General features: G+C 39.6%; 13 protein-coding genes. 1 reads left to right on the top strand and 12 read right to left on the bottom strand.

Going from position 1 to position 16,940, the window contains the following annotated elements; genetic code table 11:
* Positions 1 to 127 precede the first annotated feature (127 nt).
* The 11 genes from lpdA to trpX form a co-directional block, all read right to left on the bottom strand.
* The gene (gene lpdA / locus A9Q68_RS01690) at positions 128 to 1,882 is read right to left on the bottom strand and encodes a dihydrolipoyl dehydrogenase (protein ID WP_071792931.1); all 1,755 of its coding nucleotides are present in this window, start codon (positions 1,880 to 1,882) and stop codon (positions 128 to 130) included.
* Between the two features lie 103 nt (positions 1,883 to 1,985).
* Entirely contained in the window at positions 1,986 to 3,404 is a 1,419-nt protein-coding gene (locus tag A9Q68_RS01685; RefSeq protein WP_071792930.1) for a dihydrolipoamide acetyltransferase, read from the bottom strand.
* A gap of 113 nt (positions 3,405 to 3,517) precedes the next feature.
* Entirely contained in the window at positions 3,518 to 4,516 is a 999-nt protein-coding gene (locus A9Q68_RS01680) for an alpha-ketoacid dehydrogenase subunit beta (protein ID WP_071792929.1), read from the bottom strand.
* 61 nt (positions 4,517 to 4,577) lie between these two features.
* Entirely contained in the window at positions 4,578 to 5,546 is a 969-nt protein-coding gene (locus A9Q68_RS01675; protein ID WP_071792928.1) for a thiamine pyrophosphate-dependent dehydrogenase E1 component subunit alpha, read from the bottom strand.
* 220 nt (positions 5,547 to 5,766) lie between these two features.
* On the bottom strand, positions 5,767 to 7,677 hold the full coding sequence (locus tag A9Q68_RS01670; RefSeq protein ID WP_071793709.1) for an ABC-F family ATP-binding cassette domain-containing protein: 1,911 nt from the start codon (positions 7,675 to 7,677) through the stop codon (positions 5,767 to 5,769).
* Between the two features lie 60 nt (positions 7,678 to 7,737).
* Positions 7,738 to 8,460, bottom strand: coding sequence for a M57 family metalloprotease (locus tag A9Q68_RS01665; RefSeq protein ID WP_071792927.1), 723 nt, complete (start codon positions 8,458 to 8,460; stop codon positions 7,738 to 7,740).
* 14 nt (positions 8,461 to 8,474) lie between these two features.
* Positions 8,475 to 9,260: an alpha/beta hydrolase gene (locus A9Q68_RS01660; RefSeq protein ID WP_071792926.1), complete on the bottom strand. Its 786-nt coding sequence runs from the start codon at positions 9,258 to 9,260 to the stop codon at positions 8,475 to 8,477.
* Between the two features lie 137 nt (positions 9,261 to 9,397).
* Entirely contained in the window at positions 9,398 to 11,059 is a 1,662-nt protein-coding gene (locus tag A9Q68_RS01655) for a ribonuclease J (RefSeq protein WP_071792925.1), read from the bottom strand.
* Between the two features lie 179 nt (positions 11,060 to 11,238).
* Entirely contained in the window at positions 11,239 to 11,997 is a 759-nt protein-coding gene (locus A9Q68_RS01650) for an ABC transporter ATP-binding protein (protein ID WP_071792924.1), read from the bottom strand.
* Entirely contained in the window at positions 11,994 to 12,863 is an 870-nt protein-coding gene (locus tag A9Q68_RS01645) for an ABC transporter permease (protein WP_071792923.1), read from the bottom strand. Before A9Q68_RS01645 ends, A9Q68_RS01650 begins: the two co-directional genes overlap by 4 nt.
* Before the next feature lie 9 nt (positions 12,864 to 12,872).
* Positions 12,873 to 13,871 (bottom strand): tryptophan ABC transporter substrate-binding protein, encoded by a 999-nt coding sequence (gene trpX, locus A9Q68_RS01640; RefSeq protein WP_071792922.1) that lies wholly within the window; start codon positions 13,869 to 13,871, stop codon positions 12,873 to 12,875.
* Positions 13,872 to 14,480: 609 nt separating this feature from the next.
* Between trpX and A9Q68_RS01635 the strand changes: the two genes are divergently transcribed.
* Positions 14,481 to 16,139, top strand: coding sequence for an Rqc2 family fibronectin-binding protein (locus A9Q68_RS01635; protein ID WP_071792921.1), 1,659 nt, complete (start codon positions 14,481 to 14,483; stop codon positions 16,137 to 16,139).
* 75 nt (positions 16,140 to 16,214) lie between these two features.
* Here A9Q68_RS01635 and budA read toward each other — a convergent pair whose 3' ends face one another.
* Positions 16,215 to 16,931 (bottom strand): acetolactate decarboxylase, encoded by a 717-nt coding sequence (gene budA / locus A9Q68_RS01630; protein ID WP_071792920.1) that lies wholly within the window; start codon positions 16,929 to 16,931, stop codon positions 16,215 to 16,217.
* Positions 16,932 to 16,940 lie beyond the last annotated feature (9 nt).

Raw genomic sequence — 16,940 nt, 5'->3', positions numbered from 1 at the left:
ATCAAACCCTCGATTTCGAAAGCGTTTACATTTTATGATTATATTATACTCCTAATTGAAAAAAAAAGAACAAAAAAGTTTAGGAAATCCTAAACTTTTTTGATTATTTCATTTAAATAAGATATTTTTATTTGCGTTTTGGTGGGTTATGGATAGCTTCACCTAATACATCAGCGAATGCTTCGTACATAACTTCTGAGAATGTTGGGTGACCGTGGATTGAAAGTAACAATTCATCAACTGTTAATTCTGCTTCCATGATTGTTGCTGCTTCGTTGATCATTTCAGCGGCAGCAGGTCCAACGATGTGAACACCGAGGATTTCGTGGAATTTAGCATCAGCGATAACTTTTACGAAACCTTGGTCTTCGTTAGAAGCGATGGCACGTCCGTTACCTGTAAAGCTGTTTTTACCGATAAGAACATCACCGTATTTAGCACGAGCATCTTCTTCTGTCATACCAACCATTGCCACTTCAGGGTGAGTGTAAACTGCTGCTGGAGTGAATTCAAGGTTAGCTTTACGAACGTTTCCATGCATTGCATTTTCAGCTGCAACTTCACCCATACGGTAAGCAGCGTGGGCAAGCATTTTAGTTCCGTTAACATCACCAGGAGCGTAGATACCTGGGATTGAAGTTTCTTGGTATTCGTTAACTTTGATACGGTTACGATCCATTTCAAGGTTAAGGTTTTCAAGTCCGTTCATTTGTGGTACACGACCGATTGAAAGAAGAGCTTTTTCAGCAACAACTTCTTCACCATTGTTTAATTTCAATGTTAATTGGTTGTTTTCTTCAACGATTTCAGATACACCAACTGATGTTTTGATCTTCATGCCTTTTTTAGAAAGGATTTTTTGAAGTTCAGTTGAGATTTCTTTATCCATTGCTGGGATGATGCGGTCAGCCATTTCAATAACTGTTACGTCAACACCGTAAGATGCCCAAACAAGACCAAGCTCGATACCAACAACACCACCACCCATAACAGCAAGTGATTTAGGCATTTCACGTAAGTCTAAGATATCATCTGAAGTTAAAACTAATTTAGAATCAATACCTGGGATGTTGATGCGTGAAACTTTAGAACCAGTCGCAAGGATAACATTGCGTCCTTTGATTGTTTCTGAACCAATTGTAACTGTCTTGTCAGGGTTAACTTGACCAAGACCATTGTACATTTTAACTTTGTTTGCACGAAGAAGACCAGATACACCACTTGTCAATTTCTTAACAACAGTGTTTTTGAAGTCAACTGTTTTATCCATGTCGATAGTGTAGTTTGTTGAAGCAAGGTTGATACCACGACCTGCTGCATGTTTGATACCATCTAGGATTTCAGCATTTTTAAGGTAAGTTTTAGTTGGGATACAGCCGACATTTAGACATGTTCCTCCAAATTCAGATTTTTCAACGATAGCAACTTTTCCGCCAAGTTGTGCACCACGGATAGCAGCGTAGTAACCAGCAGGTCCACCACCTACAACGATAATATCATATTCGTCATCAGCAAGTGGCGCTTTGTCAGCTATTGGAGCTGCTGCTGCTTCTGGAGCTTTAGGAACTTCAAGACCAGCTGCTTCTAAGTCAGCAGTTGCTTTTTCAGCAGATGCAGGAGCTGCACCTTCTTCAACCACTTCACCTTCTGCACCTAAGTAACCAATAACTTCTGTTACAGGAACAACATCACCAGCTTGGCGAACGATTTTGATGAGGACACCAGCGTCTTCAGCTTCGATTTCCATGCTTGTTTTATCTGAATTGATTTCAAGAAGGATGTCACCAACGTTTACAGTTTCACCTTCTTGTTTTTTCCACTCGATGATTTCACCTTCTTGCATGTCAACACCAAGTTTAGGCATAATAATTTCAACAGCCATTATATTCTCCTTTTTAACTTTACCATAAGCAGATTTCTAACTTATGAACTAATTCTATTATAACTCTTATTTATAAAACTTACTGATTATTTGTTGCTCTAGATCAGATTAATAGACCAAATGGATTTTCCATTAAGTTCTTAAGATCAACCATGAATTTAGCACCATTCATACCATCAACAAGACGGTGGTCAATGGTTAAGCACATTGCCATGATTGGACGAGCCACAATTTCACCATTAACAACTGTTGGTGTTGGAATAGTTGCGCCGACACCTAAGATTGCTGAGTTTGGTTGGTTGATGATTGGGTTAAATGTTTTTGTTCCAAACATACCAAGGTTAGTGATTGAGAATGTTGAACCAGACATTTCAGCTGCTTTCAATTTACCAGCTTGTGTTTTCTTGATAACATCTTTAGATGCAACAACAAAGTCAGCAAGGGTCATTTGATCTGCATTGTGAACAACTGGTACGATAAGTCCATCGTCAAGACCAACGGCGATACCGATGTTAACGAATTTATGCAATTCGATTTCAGTTGCGTCGTTGATTAATGAAGCATTCATGTAACGGTGTTCTGGTTTCATCAATGTTTTAACAACAGCCATACCGATAAGGTCAGTAAAGGATACTTTAAGACCAGTTTTTTCCATGATTGGATCGATTAATTTCTTACGTAGAGCCATCATCTCAGTCATATCAATATCATAGTTAAGAGTGAATGATGGAGCTGTTAAGTATGAGTTCGTCATACCTTTAGAGATAGCTTTACGCATAGCTGACATCTTAATGATTTCAACACCTTCAGGTAATTCAGCTTTTGGTTTTTCAGCTTCAGCTGATTTGGCAGCAGGTGCTTGGGCAGGTTTGCTTTCTTCGATAGCCGCAAGAATGTCTTCTTTCATAACCTTGCCATTGAAGCCACTACCATTTACAGCAGCTAAATCAAGACCAGCATCTTCAGCCATTTTACGTGCCAATGGTGATGCTTTAGGTTGGGCATTCTTGAAGTTCTCAACGTCTTCTGCATGAACACGGCCTTTTGGACCCGTACCAGATACTTGTCCTAAGCTGACGCCCATTTCACGAGCCATTTTACGAGCAGCAGGTGTTGCGCGAACAGAAGAATCGTCTCCTTGAGGTGCAGCCGCTGTAGCTGGAACTGGTGTTGCAGGACGTTCAACATCTTCTTTTGGTGCTACTGTTGGAGCAGCATCTGCAGAATTTGGAGCAGGAATTTCGCTTGTTTTTTCGCTTGAAGCAATGTTATCAACATTTTCGCCTTCAGCTCCGATGTAACCAATAACTTCTGTTACTGGAACAACATCACCTTCTTGACGAATAATTTTTAAGAGAACACCAGCATCTTCTGCTTCGATTTCCATGTTTGTTTTGTCAGAATTGATTTCAAGAAGAATATCGCCTTCGTTGACGGTATCACCGACTTGTTTTTTCCACTCGATGATTTCGCCTTCTTGCATATCAACACCGAGTTTTGGCATAATGATTTCGACAGCCATAATTTTCCTTTCGATTTCACTTTTCTAAAAATAACATGGCCATAATGGTCAGATATTTTTATCACGGAATAGACGGAAGGAAGCCTCAGATTTGAGACTTCTTTCTTTGTCTATTAGTTACCATTTTTTGCCATTTTGATAATAGCAGCTTTGATTTTTTCAACATCTGGTAAGATAGCTTGTTCTAAGACACGTGCGTAAGGAACTGGCACATCTTCACTTGCTAAACGAACGATTGGATGATCAAGATAATCAAATGCTTCGCTTTCAGTAATCATTGTCGCGATTTCACCGATGTAACCACCAGTTTTGTATGCATCGTTGACAAGCATCACTTTACCAGTTTTCTTAACTGATTCGATGATTAACTCTTTATCAAGTGGAACCAATGTACGAGGGTCAACAACTTCAACGTTGATGCCTTCTTCAGCAACTTCTTCAGCAGCTTGAAGAACGCGCTCTAACATACGTCCGTAAGAAACGATTGTTAAGTCAGTACCTTCACGTTTGATTTCACCTTTACCAAGTGGAATGTAGAAATCAGGATCTTGGTTAACTTCTTCTTTTTTACCATAAAGCGCTTTTGGCTCCATGAAAAGAACGATATTGTTATCTTGGATAGAAGATTTCAAAAGTCCTTTAGCGTCGTTAGCGTTTCCTGGTGCAACAACTTTAATCCCTGGAATATGTGTTAACCATGCTTCAAGTGATTGTGAGTGTTGTGCTGCAGATCCGATACCTGAACCTGAAGCCACACGGAAAGTAACAGGTGTTTTAAGACCGCCCCCAAACATGTAGTTATTTTTAGCACCGTTGTTAACGATAGCATCCATCATGATTGTAAGGAAGTCCATGAAAGTTACGTCAACGATTGGACGTAAACCTGTGATGGCAGAACCGATAGCCGCACCAGAGATAGCAGCTTCAGAAATTGGAGTGTCTTTAACACGTTTTGGTCCAAATTCTTCAATCATTCCTACTGATGTACCAAAGTCACCACCATAGACACCAACATCTTCACCCATAAGGTAGATATTTTCATCCTTGCGCATTTCTTCAGTCATGGCAAGATTTACGGCTTCACGCAAAGCCATTAATTTTGTTTCACTCATTATTTACTCCTAGTTTTAATCGTATTTTTGTTAGTTTAAACGTTTACGGCTAAATCCGAACTTAGTCTACCCAAATGTCTTCAAAAGCAACTGAAAGCTCAGGGTCTGGACTATTTTGAGCATATTCATAAGCATCATCAATTTCTTTAACGACTTGTGCTTGAATAGCATCCAACTCTTCATCAGTGGCGATACCTTCTTTAGTAAGGTAGGCTCTGTACTTGATCATTGGATCTTTTTCTTTCCAAGAAGCAACTTCTTCTTTAGAACGGTATTTACCAGCATCTGCTGTTGAGTGACCAAACCAACGGTAAGATTCTACTTCAACGATTGCAGGTCCGTTTCCACCACGTACATGTTTAACAGCTTCGTCCATTGTTTCATAAACTGCCATTAAATCATTTCCGTCTTCACAATAGAAACCAGGGATTCCATAAGCTTCCGCACGAGTGTACAAGTGAGGAGTGTTTGTTGCATTGTTAATACTCATTGAAATACCGTAACGGTTGTTGATGATAAAGAAGATAACTGGTAATTTCCAAGTTGCTGCCATGTTAACAGACTCATGGAATGAACCTTCGTTAGTTGCACCGTCTCCAGAGAAGGCAACAACGATGTTGTTAGTTCCTTTATATTGTTGTGTTAAGGCTGCACCAACTGCAAGAGCATAACCACCACCAACGATACCGTTAGTTCCGTAGTTACCTTTTTCAAAGTCGGCTAAGTGCATTGAACCACCACGACCTTTTGAGACACCAGTAGCTTTACCAGCTAACTCAGCCATCATTTTGTTAAGATCCATGTCTTTTGCGATTGATTGTCCATGTCCACGGTGGTTTGAGAAAATAATATCATCATAAGTTAAGTGTGCTACTGCACCAACATTGGCCGCTTCTTCACCTACTGAGAAGTGAGTCATCCCTTGTACAAATCCACGACGTACAAGTTTGTTAATACGTGAATCAAATTCACGGATACGTTCCATTTTTAAAAACATATCCAAATGTTGTTCTTTAGAAACTGTTACCATTTTGGCCTCCATTTTTTCATTTTACTCATCCATATTAACCTATTTTGTGATAAGATGCAAGTTTTTAAATCGCTTTCTAAGCTTAAAAATAAGCATTTGTCGCCAATTTATAGTTTGTGAAACGACTAACAATATCTGTTATACTTTTACCCTTTATAATATATAACAGTTTAAAAAAGAGGATTGCTTTCGCAACCCAATTTCTGAGACTTTATGACAATTAGATGTCAAGTTGTGTACCAATTTCCTCCCATTCTTCCATGAGCAGCATTTGCTCTTCTTCAAGTTGATCCAATTCTTTTTGACTATCAATCAATTGACCAGGATCATTAATTTGAAACATTTTTTCATTAATAGCTGCCTGTGATGCTTCGATTTCCTCTAAGCGTGCTTCTACTTCTTGCAAACGGCGTGTCAACTTGCGGACTTCTTTTTGGTTTTCTTTTTGCTTTTGGTAATCGTTAGCACTTTCAAGCTGGTCTTCTTGGCTCTCTTCTTCAGGTTGCGTTAGGGCAGCTAATTCTGCCAGCTCAGCTTTTTTCTCAACATAATAATCATAGTCGCCCAAGAAAAGGCTAGACCCAGTTTCTGTAATTTCTAATACCTTAGAAGCTACGCGATTGATAAAATAACGGTCATGACTAACGAAGACTAAGGTCCCGTCATAATCAATAAGGGCATTTTCTAAAACTTCTTTACTGTCGATGTCCAAGTGGTTGGTCGGCTCATCCAGAATCAAGAAGTTATTATTTTCCATTGAGAGTTTGGCCAAAAGCAAACGGGCCCGCTCACCACCTGAGAGCATTCCAACTGTCTTTTTGACATCCTCGCCAGAAAAGAGAAAGGCTCCTAGTCGGTTTCTGATATCCAATTCAGGCGTAGTCGGAAAGTCATTCCACAATTCATCCAAAACGGTATTGCTTGGTGTTAACCGTGATTGGGTTTGGTCATAATAACCCATGGTTACATTGGCACCATATTTGACTTTACCTTTGATAAAAGGAATTTGTTGAATGATGGATTTGATTAGCGTTGATTTTCCAATTCCATTTGGCCCTACGATAGCGATGGCATCATATTTTTTGACTTCTATTTCAATGGGTTCTGATAGCACCTCATTGTCGTAACCAATGGCCGCTTCTTCAACCATTAATACCTGGTTGCCGGAAGGCTTTTCAGAATGGAAGGTCATATTAGCTGATTTTTTAGCGGCAGTCGGTTTATCCAGTCGCTCAATTTTAGCCAACTGTTTGCGTCTTGCTTGGGCCCGTTTAGTAGTTGAGGCTCTGACAATATTTTTTTGGACAAAATCTTCCAACTTAGCAATTTCTTTTTGTTGCTTTTCATAGTTCTTTTCTTCACTAGCAATTTTGGCTGCCTTTAAGTCAACAAACTGTGAATAGTTGCCAACATAACGGTCAATACCATTAGGGCGTAAATCAAAAGTTACAGTGGCTACTTTATCTAAGAAATAACGGTCATGGCTGACAATTAAAAGGGCGCCTTGATAATTGGTCAGGTAATTTTCTAACCAGGCTATGGTTTCAATATCCAAGTGGTTGGTCGGTTCATCCAACACCAACAAATCAGGTCTCTCTAAGAGCATTTTAGCCAAGGCTAAACGGGTATTTTGTCCGCCTGATAAGGATTCAATAGGCATGGACCACATGCTTTCATCAAACTTAAAGCCGTTGAGAATAGCCTTAATATCAGACTCATAAGAAAAACCATTACGAAGACGGAAAGATTCCGTTAATTGGTCATAAGTTTTCATGACCTTTTCTAAGTCTTGACCGGTAAGCTGTCCCATTTCAATTTCCATTTGACGCAACTTAGCTTCATCCTGACGTAAATCAGTAAAAACAGCCAGCATTTCCTCATAAATAGTTTTTGAAGACTCAAAACGGCTATCCTGAGATAAATAAGAGAGACTCATGTCTTTTTTCTTATTGATTTCACCACTGGTTGGCACTTCTTCACCGACTAAGATTTTTAAGAGTGTAGACTTTCCTGCCCCATTTGGTCCAACTAAGGCAATCCGATCTCTTTGATCAACTTGAAGATTAATATTTTGAAAGAGGACCTGCCCCGAAAAAGAGCGTTCAATTTTATTAGCTTGTAAAATAATCATATTGTCATTGTAGCAAAAAAATGCCCCTGATAGGAACATTTTTTCCATATTTATTTCGTCTTAGTTTTGATACAAGTCTTTTAATTCTTTAACATCAGTAACTGTAATGCCATAGAAAGAACCTGCTGACTGCATGACCGATTCCTCGTTATCATTGTGGTCTAAGCCCACAGCATGTCCTAACTCATGTTCAGCCGTATGGACAATGCGGTCTGTACCATAACCATATTGTTTATCCAAGAGATAATAGCTATTTAAATAGACTTTTACACTGGTAATCTTTTTGGTTAAAGTTTGGCTCTCAACATTAGCTAAACCTGCTGCACTAACACTTTTGTCATTGGATTCATCAGCGATGATATCTGCTTTACTGCTGTCATTGACTACTGTAAAGTGAAAGGCACCGGTCTGATTCCAATTATTAATTGCTGCTTGATAGGCATTTAGAAAAATAAGATTAGTGGTTTTGATAAAGACAGTTGCTTCATTCTTTGACCATTTAATACCATGGTTATGCTGGTAATTATCCGAAGCTAAAGCCTGACTGTTCTTTTCAGAATGTGATTCTGAATTTTTCCAAAGATTATAAATGGTCACAATCTGGTTGCTAACATTAGAAATCTGATTGGCAAAGGCTGAATTACTATGATTAGAATAATATATCAAACCAAAAAAGATAATAGCCAAAACCAAGATGGTTTGGACAAAACCCCAAATAATGCGCCATATCAATTCTAAGATTTTGGTGGGCAGCCAGAGTAAGGCTTTAAAAAATTTTTTCATTCTTAACTCCTTGACTAGGAAAGTCTTTCTTCTTTAACGTAATTGATTGGCAACCAGTCTAGCAGCACTTCCAATTGTTGATTCCAATAATACCATTCGTGAGTTCCATGATCTTTCTTATAGATGATATCCATGCCCAAATCCTTGAACTCTGCCACTGCTGTTTCATTAGCCTCAAAAAGAAAATCTTCAAAACCACACCAAGCATAAAATTTAGTCTGACCATCAGCTTCAGGAACCATTGACCGTAATTGATGTTGCTCAATATCAGTTGTCTGGAAATCACCAAAGATACCCTGCCAATATCTCAAGGTATTAGGATCCATGTCATCAAAACCAGTACTTGGCGTGGTTAAAGCACCTGAAAATGAAGCGGCATATGAAAAGCGATTAGTCTTAAGCGCCAACTTAAAGGCACCATAGCCACCCATCGAAAGGCCAGCAATAAATGTTTTTTCACGTTTCTGGGTCATATTTGGGAAAAAGCTTCTCAACACCTCAGGCAATTCCACAGCTAGTGCTTGGTAATAAGGAAGCCCAGAAGCTGTATCTGTGTACCATCCTAAATCTGTTGAAGGCATAACAACAATCAGATTAGTATGTCTGATCAGACGTTCAATATTCGTCCTTTTTTGCCAAGAATTCTCATTACCACCCATACCATGCAATAAATACAAGACAGGAATATCAGTATCGCCTTGCTCATCCTTAGCCAAGGATGACTGGTCGGGATAAATGACATTAACTTGACGCTCCATGCCCAAGGCTTCTGAACGGTATTCAATATTTAAAGTTGCCATAAAACTTCCTTCTCTTTCTAGTGGTTAAAAAGAGCGAGAAGAGCGATTTTAAAGAATCGCAGCCTTCCCGCTGCCTATTTGTCAATTACTTTAATAGTTCTACTATTTAATAGTAAAACAAGCCTCTTAAATGAAACTTAACGTACTTCCATGACTACTGGAAGAATCGCAGGGCGACGTTTGGTTTGTTCGAACAAGAATTTTGAAAGTTCATCGCGGACAGAACCTTTTAGTTCCCCCCAATCAAAATTATCTTGAAGCAGGTAGTTGCCAACTGTCTCATTCACTAACTCAGCGCTTTCGCGTAAAATATCACGGCTCTTCTTAACATAGACAAAACCACGGGTATTGACTTTAGCTTTCGAAACAATTTTCTTCTCACGTTTATTAACAGTAATAACAACGATGAAAATACCATCTTCAGATAAAACTTTACGGTCACGAAGAACAATATTACCGACATCACCAATAGCATTACCATCAATCATAACATCAGAGGCAGGAACTCCACCTTCATGTAAGAAGCCTTCTGGATTGAGGTTCATAATGTCGCCACGTTTCATGATATAGATATTTTCTGGGTAATGACCTACTTCTTCCGCTAAATCAGCATGAGCTGCTAAGTCACGGTATTCCCCTTGAACTGGGAAGAGGTACTTAGGCTTGATGAGATTTAACATCAATTGCAAATCACGACCATTCGCATGACCTGAAACGCGAAGGTTTTGGGTAATCAATTTAACGCTTGCGCCTGCCTTGTAAATCAAGTTTTCCACACGTGCTACCATAGCTTCTTTCGAAACATTTGGTGTGGTTACAATATAGACCAAGTCACCTTTTTTGATTTCCACATAACGGTGACGACCGTTAGCCATTTTTTGCAAGCTGTTAATAGGTTCACCCATCTTACCAGCTTCTAAAATGATCAACTCATGGTCTTCATACTTAGCCATATCTTTTGGTTTGATTAATAATTTTTCATCAATAATCATTAATTTTTTCAAACGAATAGCTGTACGAACAACATTTTCAACATCACTACCTGTTAAGACAACACGACGACCAAAAGCCGCTGCTGAATCAAAGACTTGCTGAATCCGAACTAAGTTGGAAGCAACGGCTGCCACGATAACGCGACCTTCTGCATCCCCAATGACTTGGTTCATCTCTTCGCCAACTTCTGACTCAGAAGCTGTTTGAACGACTGAAGTGGCATTAGCTGAAGCGGAAAGCAAGGCTAAAGTACCTTCTTTACCAATTTCTGCTAAACGAGCTAGATCTGTTTGGTAGCCTGGACGAGCTGCCTGGTCAAATTTGAAATCACCAGTATAGACAATATTACCTTGGTCAGTGCCAATCACAATTCCTAAGCTTTCAGGAATAGAGTGGGTTGTTTTAAAAAAGGAAACAAGACCATCTTTAAATTCAATTTCGGTTTCACTATCAACCACATGGAAGTTATTAAATTTCTTAGTGGCATTGTTCATTTTGACATACAATTTAGCCAATTCAATGGTCAATTCTGACCCAAAGACTGGTACAGGTACTTCTGCCAAGAGATAAGATAAGGCACCAATGGCATCGGCGTGTCCATGACTAAGGAAAACTCCTTGAACTTTCTCTTTATTTTCAATCACATAATCCAAGTTGGGGATGACTAAATCGACCCCTAATTGTTCATTTTCAGGGTATTTTAATCCTGCATCCAAAATAAATATTGATTCGTTGACTTCGACCAAGTAGAAGTTCTTACCATATTCACGAACTCCTCCCAAGGCGATAATTTTTATATCACTCATGTTACTCCTTTAAATTAATTTATTACAAACGGTCCTTACTTTGTAAGTCGAATTACTGCTTTGTAGCTCTGCTACACTCCATATTAGTATAGCATATTTTTGTCTGTTCGTCTTATCTCTCAACCTATTAGGGCCACAATTTTCCAAAAAAAGGCTGAAAAAATTCAGACCTTTTCCTTCTATTCAAATAAGAGGTAATAATCAGCAATGCTAAGTTGCGATTTGCTTACCCCATCCAAGTCTTTGACGATTTTGCCGTCCTTCATCACAATCAGGCGATTGCCGTAGGTTAAGGCGTCTTCCATATGGTGGGTAATCATCAAGGCTGTCAGTTGGTCATCACGAACGAAAGTGTCCGTTAACGTCATTAGTGACTGAGAGGTCTTAGGATCCAGAGCTGCCGTGTGCTCGTCCAAAAGTAAGAGGTCTGGACGTTTGAGGGTTGCCATCAATAGACTTAGGGCCTGTCTCTGTCCGCCAGACAAGAGGCCAGTTGGCGTTTCCATATGTTTTTCCAAGCCATTGCCCGTTTTTGCTAAAAGTTCCGTGAAATGTTGCTGGCGTTCATTAAGAGAGCGGCGCTTCAGCTGACGTTTGTCCCCCCGTTTTTCCGCAATCAAGAGGTTTTCAGCAACTGTCATCCGAGGGGCTGTCCCCATTTTGGGATCCTGGAAAACCCGAGCCAAATACTTGGCCCGACGCTCAGCACCCATTTTAGTCACATCGATACCAAGAATCTTAATCTGACCACTGCTTAGGAGTAAGGTTCCAGCAATGACATTGAAAAGGGTTGATTTTCCAGCACCGTTCCCCCCCAAAATAGTAATGAAGTCATGTTCATAAATCGTGAGAGAAACATCATCTAATATCGTTTTATGATCATCAAAACCATTGTTAACGACTACTGAGGCATTGATTAATTCAATTATTTTAGTCATCGTGATAACCTCACTTCCTTAAAGAATCGCTTGCGCAGAACAGGCAAGACTAAGCACATGGCAAGGACAAGTGCACTGAATAGTTTCAAGTAGTTGGTATTGAAGCCTAAAGCAATAACGGCAGCAATCAGAAATTGGTACAAGATAGAACCCACGACGATGGCCACTAGCCGCTCAAAAAGAGTTAAATTGATAGAATATAAGACTTCACCAATAATAATTGAAGCAAGTCCAATAACAATGACACCAATTCCTTTAGAAACATCGGCATAGCCATCTTGTTGACTAACTAATGCCCCAGATAGACCAATAAGTCCATTGGAAACGACCAGACCCATTAACTCCATGCGATCAGTATTAATGCCAAAACTTTTAGCCATATCCCGATTATCACCAGTCGCAATGTAAGCCTGACCTAAATCGGTATAGAGGAAGTAAATTAAGAGACTAATAATAATAGTCACAGCCAGGAAACCTAGAAAGAGGTTATTGACATGTGGTGCAAAAGGAAGGTAGTCTTGCAGTCTTTTTAAATCCTGCAAGCCAAGATTAGCCCGCCCCATAACCATTAACATAATGGAATTACAAGAGGTCATAACCAGAATACCTGCTAAGATAGTTGGAATCTTCCCCTTTGTATAGAGAAGACCTGTCGCTAGCCCAGCTAGAGCTCCCGCTAACATCCCTAAAAAAGTAGCAAGAAAGGGATTAAGCCCCAAATTGATAGCCGTCACGGCAACAGCCCCACCAAGTGGGAAAGAACCTTCCGTAGTCATATCGGGGAAATTTAAAATTCTGAAGGTCAAATAGATTCCTAAACCTAGGATAGCCCACATAATACCTTGTGAAACAGATGAAATAATCATAATGACCTCCTACTTCTTACCAACAATTGTTGCTGACCTTTGATATTTTTCTGGGATGCTAATTCCTAAAGCTTTGGCAGCTTCTTTATTAATCAACGGCTTACCAGTATCAACAATCTTAACCGGCACCTGACTAACCGAACGACCGGCAATCAATGCTTGGACTTGCTTAGCCGTCTCAACACCCAAATCATACTGACTTTGCGAAATTGACCCTAAACTGCCTTGCTCCACCATAGTATCCACACTTGAGTAGACAGGTATTTTGGCAGAATTGCTGGCGCTTATAACTGACGAAAAGGCTGAGGCAATAGTATTATCTTGGGGTACAAAGATAGCATCAACTTTGCCGGTCATAATTGACATAGTTGAGGGAACCTCATTGGTCGATGGTACCGCATATGGAATGACCTGATATCCTTGTTTCTTAGCTAATTTCGTGAAATCTCTAACCTGAGAAACTGAATTATCTTCATTGCTAGCATAGAGAATCCCAATCTTTTTAACGTAAGGTGTTAGGTCTTTAATCATGGTCAATGTTTGTTTTAAAGGCACATGATTGGACAAGCCTGTGACATTGGCTTCAGGTTGCTCTAAGTTTTTAACCAACTTGGCACCAACAGGATCAGTAATGGCTGACATCACAACTGGTGTGTCTTTAGTGGCTGCTGCTAAGCCTTGCGCAGCAGGTGTCGCAATCCCGACAACAATATCATTGCCACCAGCCGTTAATTGGCGGCTCATGGTTTGAATTTTACTTTGGTCACCTTCTGCGTTCATAAGAGTGATTTCAATTCTTTTGCCAGAAACTGATTCTTTCTTCAGTTGGTCCTCAATCCCTTTTTCAATTTGGTCTAAAGCCTCATGGGTTACTAACTGTAAGATTCCAACCTTTATGACTGGCTTCTGCGCTAAATTATTTTGCTGCTTGCTTTTTTCCATAAATAAGGAAAAGAAAACCAAACAGAAGATGAGGGCGATGGTCGCCATTAAGGGTTTATTTTTCATATTTATTCCTCTTCATTTTCATTCTTTGCCAAAAGAAAAAGCACTCATTCGGGTATCCCTGAGCGCTTTAATTTTTAAAATTTTAGCGCATAGATAGCTTTTTAGAAGTACTCTAAAAGTCGTATCTATGCCAATCCATAAACACAACTTACCTATGCCAGCTTTGCCATTTAGTCATTACTTGAGTGTGAGTCATTTTATGGATTTCCTTTCGTGTTTTTTTATATTATAGCTTATCTTCTGAAAAATGCAAGAAGAATTTGCTCATTTCTGGACTTTGGGGAGAGAAATTATCCTGTGGATGATTTCTGCCTGAGCCTACAAATAAAAAAGCGAAGGAGGATTACAAGTTCTAAAGAGTGTCGTTAAAAGTTGGAGAACTACACTGCAGTTCATTATCTACAACCTTCAATCGTCAAACTCCTGACTGTTAAAGTCATCCGTAACCACCTTTGAAAAGTATAAAATAGAATTAATGTCTACCTTGAAAACAGAAAATTGATTCAACTTATATTATTCATCAAAACGACAAGCTAAATAGAACTTTTTTTCCTATTGCTTGTCTGCTATGATATAATGGTTTAATCAAGCAGACAGAAAGGAGAAACCATGTCTTTTGATGGCTTTTTCTTACATCATCTCACTCAAGAATTATCTGATAAATTAGTCAATGGTCGCATTCAGAAAGTTAATCAACCTTTTGAACGGGAACTGGTTTTGACCATTCGTAATCATCGCCAAAATTTCAAACTACTACTTTCAGCTCATCCTGTTTTTGGGAGATTACAAGTTACAAAGGCAGATTTTCAAAACCCGCAATTTCCAAATACCTTTACCATGATTATGCGTAAATATTTGCAAGGGGCATTGATTGAATCTTTTAAACAGATTGAAAATGACCGAATTATTGAAATTGGGGTTTCCAATAAAAATGAAATCGGAGATGCCATACAGGCGACTCTAATCATAGAAATTATGGGTAAACACTCCAATATTATTTTGGTTGACCGAGCTCAGGATAAGATTATTGAATCCATTAAGCATGTTGGTTTTTCACAGAATTCCTATCGAACCATTCTACCGGGTTCAACATACATTGCTCCACCGAAAAACACTGGCGCAAATCCTTATACCGTCAATGATGAAAAATTGTTTGAAATCTTGCAAACCAATGAGCTGACACCTAAACAGTTACAGGGCTTGTTCCAAGGTTTAGGTCGTGATAGTGCCCAAGAATTAGCTAAACAATTAGAAAATGGTCAAAAGTTACCTACTTTCCGTCAATTCTTCGCAGTCCCTACTTGTCCGACTTTGACTGAGAAAGCTTTCGCAGCGGTAGTCTTTTCTGATAGTCAGGAGCAAGTCTTCACAGACCTTTCAAGTTTACTGGACTTCTATTACCAGGACAAGGCTGAACGCGATCGGGTTACTCAACAAGCTAGTGATCTCATCCATCGGGTTCAAAATGAGCTGGATAAAAATATCAAAAAATTAGCTAAGCAAGAGGCTGAATTGGTGGCTACTGACAATGCGGAAGATTTCCGACAAAAAGGGGAGCTGCTAACGACCTATTTGAACTCAGTTCCTAATAATAAAGAATCAGTCGTCCTAGACAACTATTATACCGGTGAAAAAATTGAAATAGCTTTGGACTTGGCCTTAACTCCCAATCAAAATGCCCAGCGCTATTTTAAAAAATACCAAAAATTAAAAGAAGCCGTTAAACATCTTTCTGGTTTGATTGCCGAAACAAAGCAGAGCATTGCCTACTTTGAGAGTGTTGAATACAATCTGTCGCAAGCCAACCGAGACGAAATTGAGGATATCCGAGAAGAATTAATTGAAGCTGGCTTTATGAAGCGTCGTTCAACGGACAAGCGCCATAAACGCAAAAAGCCAGAGCAGTATCTGGCAAGCGATGGTAAAACCATTATTATGGTGGGCCGCAACAATCTCCAAAATGAAGAATTGTCCTTCAAGTTGGCCAAAAAAGGTGAACTCTGGTTCCATGCTAAGGATATTCCAGGAAGCCATGTCATTATTAAGGACAATCTTGATCCTAGTGATGAGGTTAAGACTGACGCAGCCGAATTAGCAGCCTATTACTCTAAAGGTCGCCTGTCGAACTTGGTTCAAGTGGACATGATTGAGGCTAAAAAGCTTCATAAACCAAGCGCTGCTAAACCTGGTTTTGTCACCTATACTGGACAGCGGACCTTGCGGGTCACTCCTGAAAAAGACAAGATTGAGGCTATGAAAATCAAGTAGAAAAAACTGAGCTTAATGCTCTCCACTGGCTAAGGATTAGCTGCGGTGGGGTTATGCATTATACTCAGTCTTTTTTTATTCCGATGTTGCTATATCTTGACGTAATTGGTCAACATCAAAGTTTGCTTCTTTAAAGGCTTGGCTATTCTTTGGAAAATCCTGAACCAGGGCATCAATTTGAGCGATCTCAACTTGTCCTTTTTGGATTTGGAAGTCCATGACGTGGCCACCAAATTGCTTGTCATCGGAAAGAAAATGCAGGTGGTAGCCAGCAACACTGACGCCGTGGAAAAGTTCTGGTGTCCAGAATCCAACCAAGGTTCCATCTACCTCTTCTTCTGTATATTCAGGTTGGTTTTTGGCAACTTCCGCGAAGGCAGGACCAATATCCGATTTTTGAATCATGCGGACGTGCATCTTTTTGAAGCGGCCTGTGATTTTAAGTGATTGAAAGAGATTAGCTGTGCCAAAATGAGCTTCTAATTTTTCTTTCAAGTCTAAATCAGACATTTCCTGATTTATGGCAAAGCTTTGGTCAGCGACATGTTTAACAACTGCGGCATAGGGTACGGTTTGACTGCCGTCCAATTGAATGACTTGTGCTTTATCACCTGTACCAATAGCTTGGTAGGCTTTTCCGTCTAGAATAATCAATTCGCCATCGATATAATCGAGAGTACCAATACCCAAATCCCCATGCTCCAACAATTGGCTGAGTGGCATGGTCCCTCGATACAAACCTGCCATCAATGAGGCAAGGGTATTATGTTGAAAAAGAACTTTTTCTACCATTTGGTCACC

Origin of the sequence: Streptococcus bovimastitidis, assembly GCF_001885095.1 — a bacterium.
In the GTDB taxonomy this organism is placed as follows: domain Bacteria; phylum Bacillota; class Bacilli; order Lactobacillales; family Streptococcaceae; genus Streptococcus; species Streptococcus bovimastitidis.
This window is presented reverse-complemented; position numbering and strand designations above follow the sequence as displayed.

Bases quoted from the DNA above. Each gene is read 5' to 3' on its own strand.
- lpdA (WP_071792931.1), bottom strand. From the start codon at position 1,882: ATGGCTGTTGAAATTATTATGCCTAAACTTGGTGTTGACATGCAAGAA.
- A9Q68_RS01685 (WP_071792930.1), bottom strand. From the start codon at position 3,404: ATGGCTGTCGAAATCATTATGCCAAAACTCGGTGTTGATATGCAAGAA.
- A9Q68_RS01680 (WP_071792929.1), bottom strand. From the start codon at position 4,516: ATGAGTGAAACAAAATTAATGGCTTTGCGTGAAGCCGTAAATCTTGCC.
- A9Q68_RS01675 (WP_071792928.1), bottom strand. From the start codon at position 5,546: ATGGTAACAGTTTCTAAAGAACAACATTTGGATATGTTTTTAAAAATG.
- A9Q68_RS01670 (WP_071793709.1), bottom strand. From the start codon at position 7,677: ATGATTATTTTACAAGCTAATAAAATTGAACGCTCTTTTTCGGGGCAG.
- A9Q68_RS01665 (WP_071792927.1), bottom strand. From the start codon at position 8,460: ATGAAAAAATTTTTTAAAGCCTTACTCTGGCTGCCCACCAAAATCTTA.
- A9Q68_RS01660 (WP_071792926.1), bottom strand. From the start codon at position 9,260: ATGGCAACTTTAAATATTGAATACCGTTCAGAAGCCTTGGGCATGGAG.
- A9Q68_RS01655 (WP_071792925.1), bottom strand. From the start codon at position 11,059: ATGAGTGATATAAAAATTATCGCCTTGGGAGGAGTTCGTGAATATGGT.
- A9Q68_RS01650 (WP_071792924.1), bottom strand. From the start codon at position 11,997: ATGACTAAAATAATTGAATTAATCAATGCCTCAGTAGTCGTTAACAAT.
- A9Q68_RS01645 (WP_071792923.1), bottom strand. From the start codon at position 12,863: ATGATTATTTCATCTGTTTCACAAGGTATTATGTGGGCTATCCTAGGT.
- trpX (WP_071792922.1), bottom strand. From the start codon at position 13,871: ATGAAAAATAAACCCTTAATGGCGACCATCGCCCTCATCTTCTGTTTG.
- A9Q68_RS01635 (WP_071792921.1), top strand. From the start codon at position 14,481: ATGTCTTTTGATGGCTTTTTCTTACATCATCTCACTCAAGAATTATCT.
- budA (WP_071792920.1), bottom strand. From the start codon at position 16,931: ATGGTAGAAAAAGTTCTTTTTCAACATAATACCCTTGCCTCATTGATG.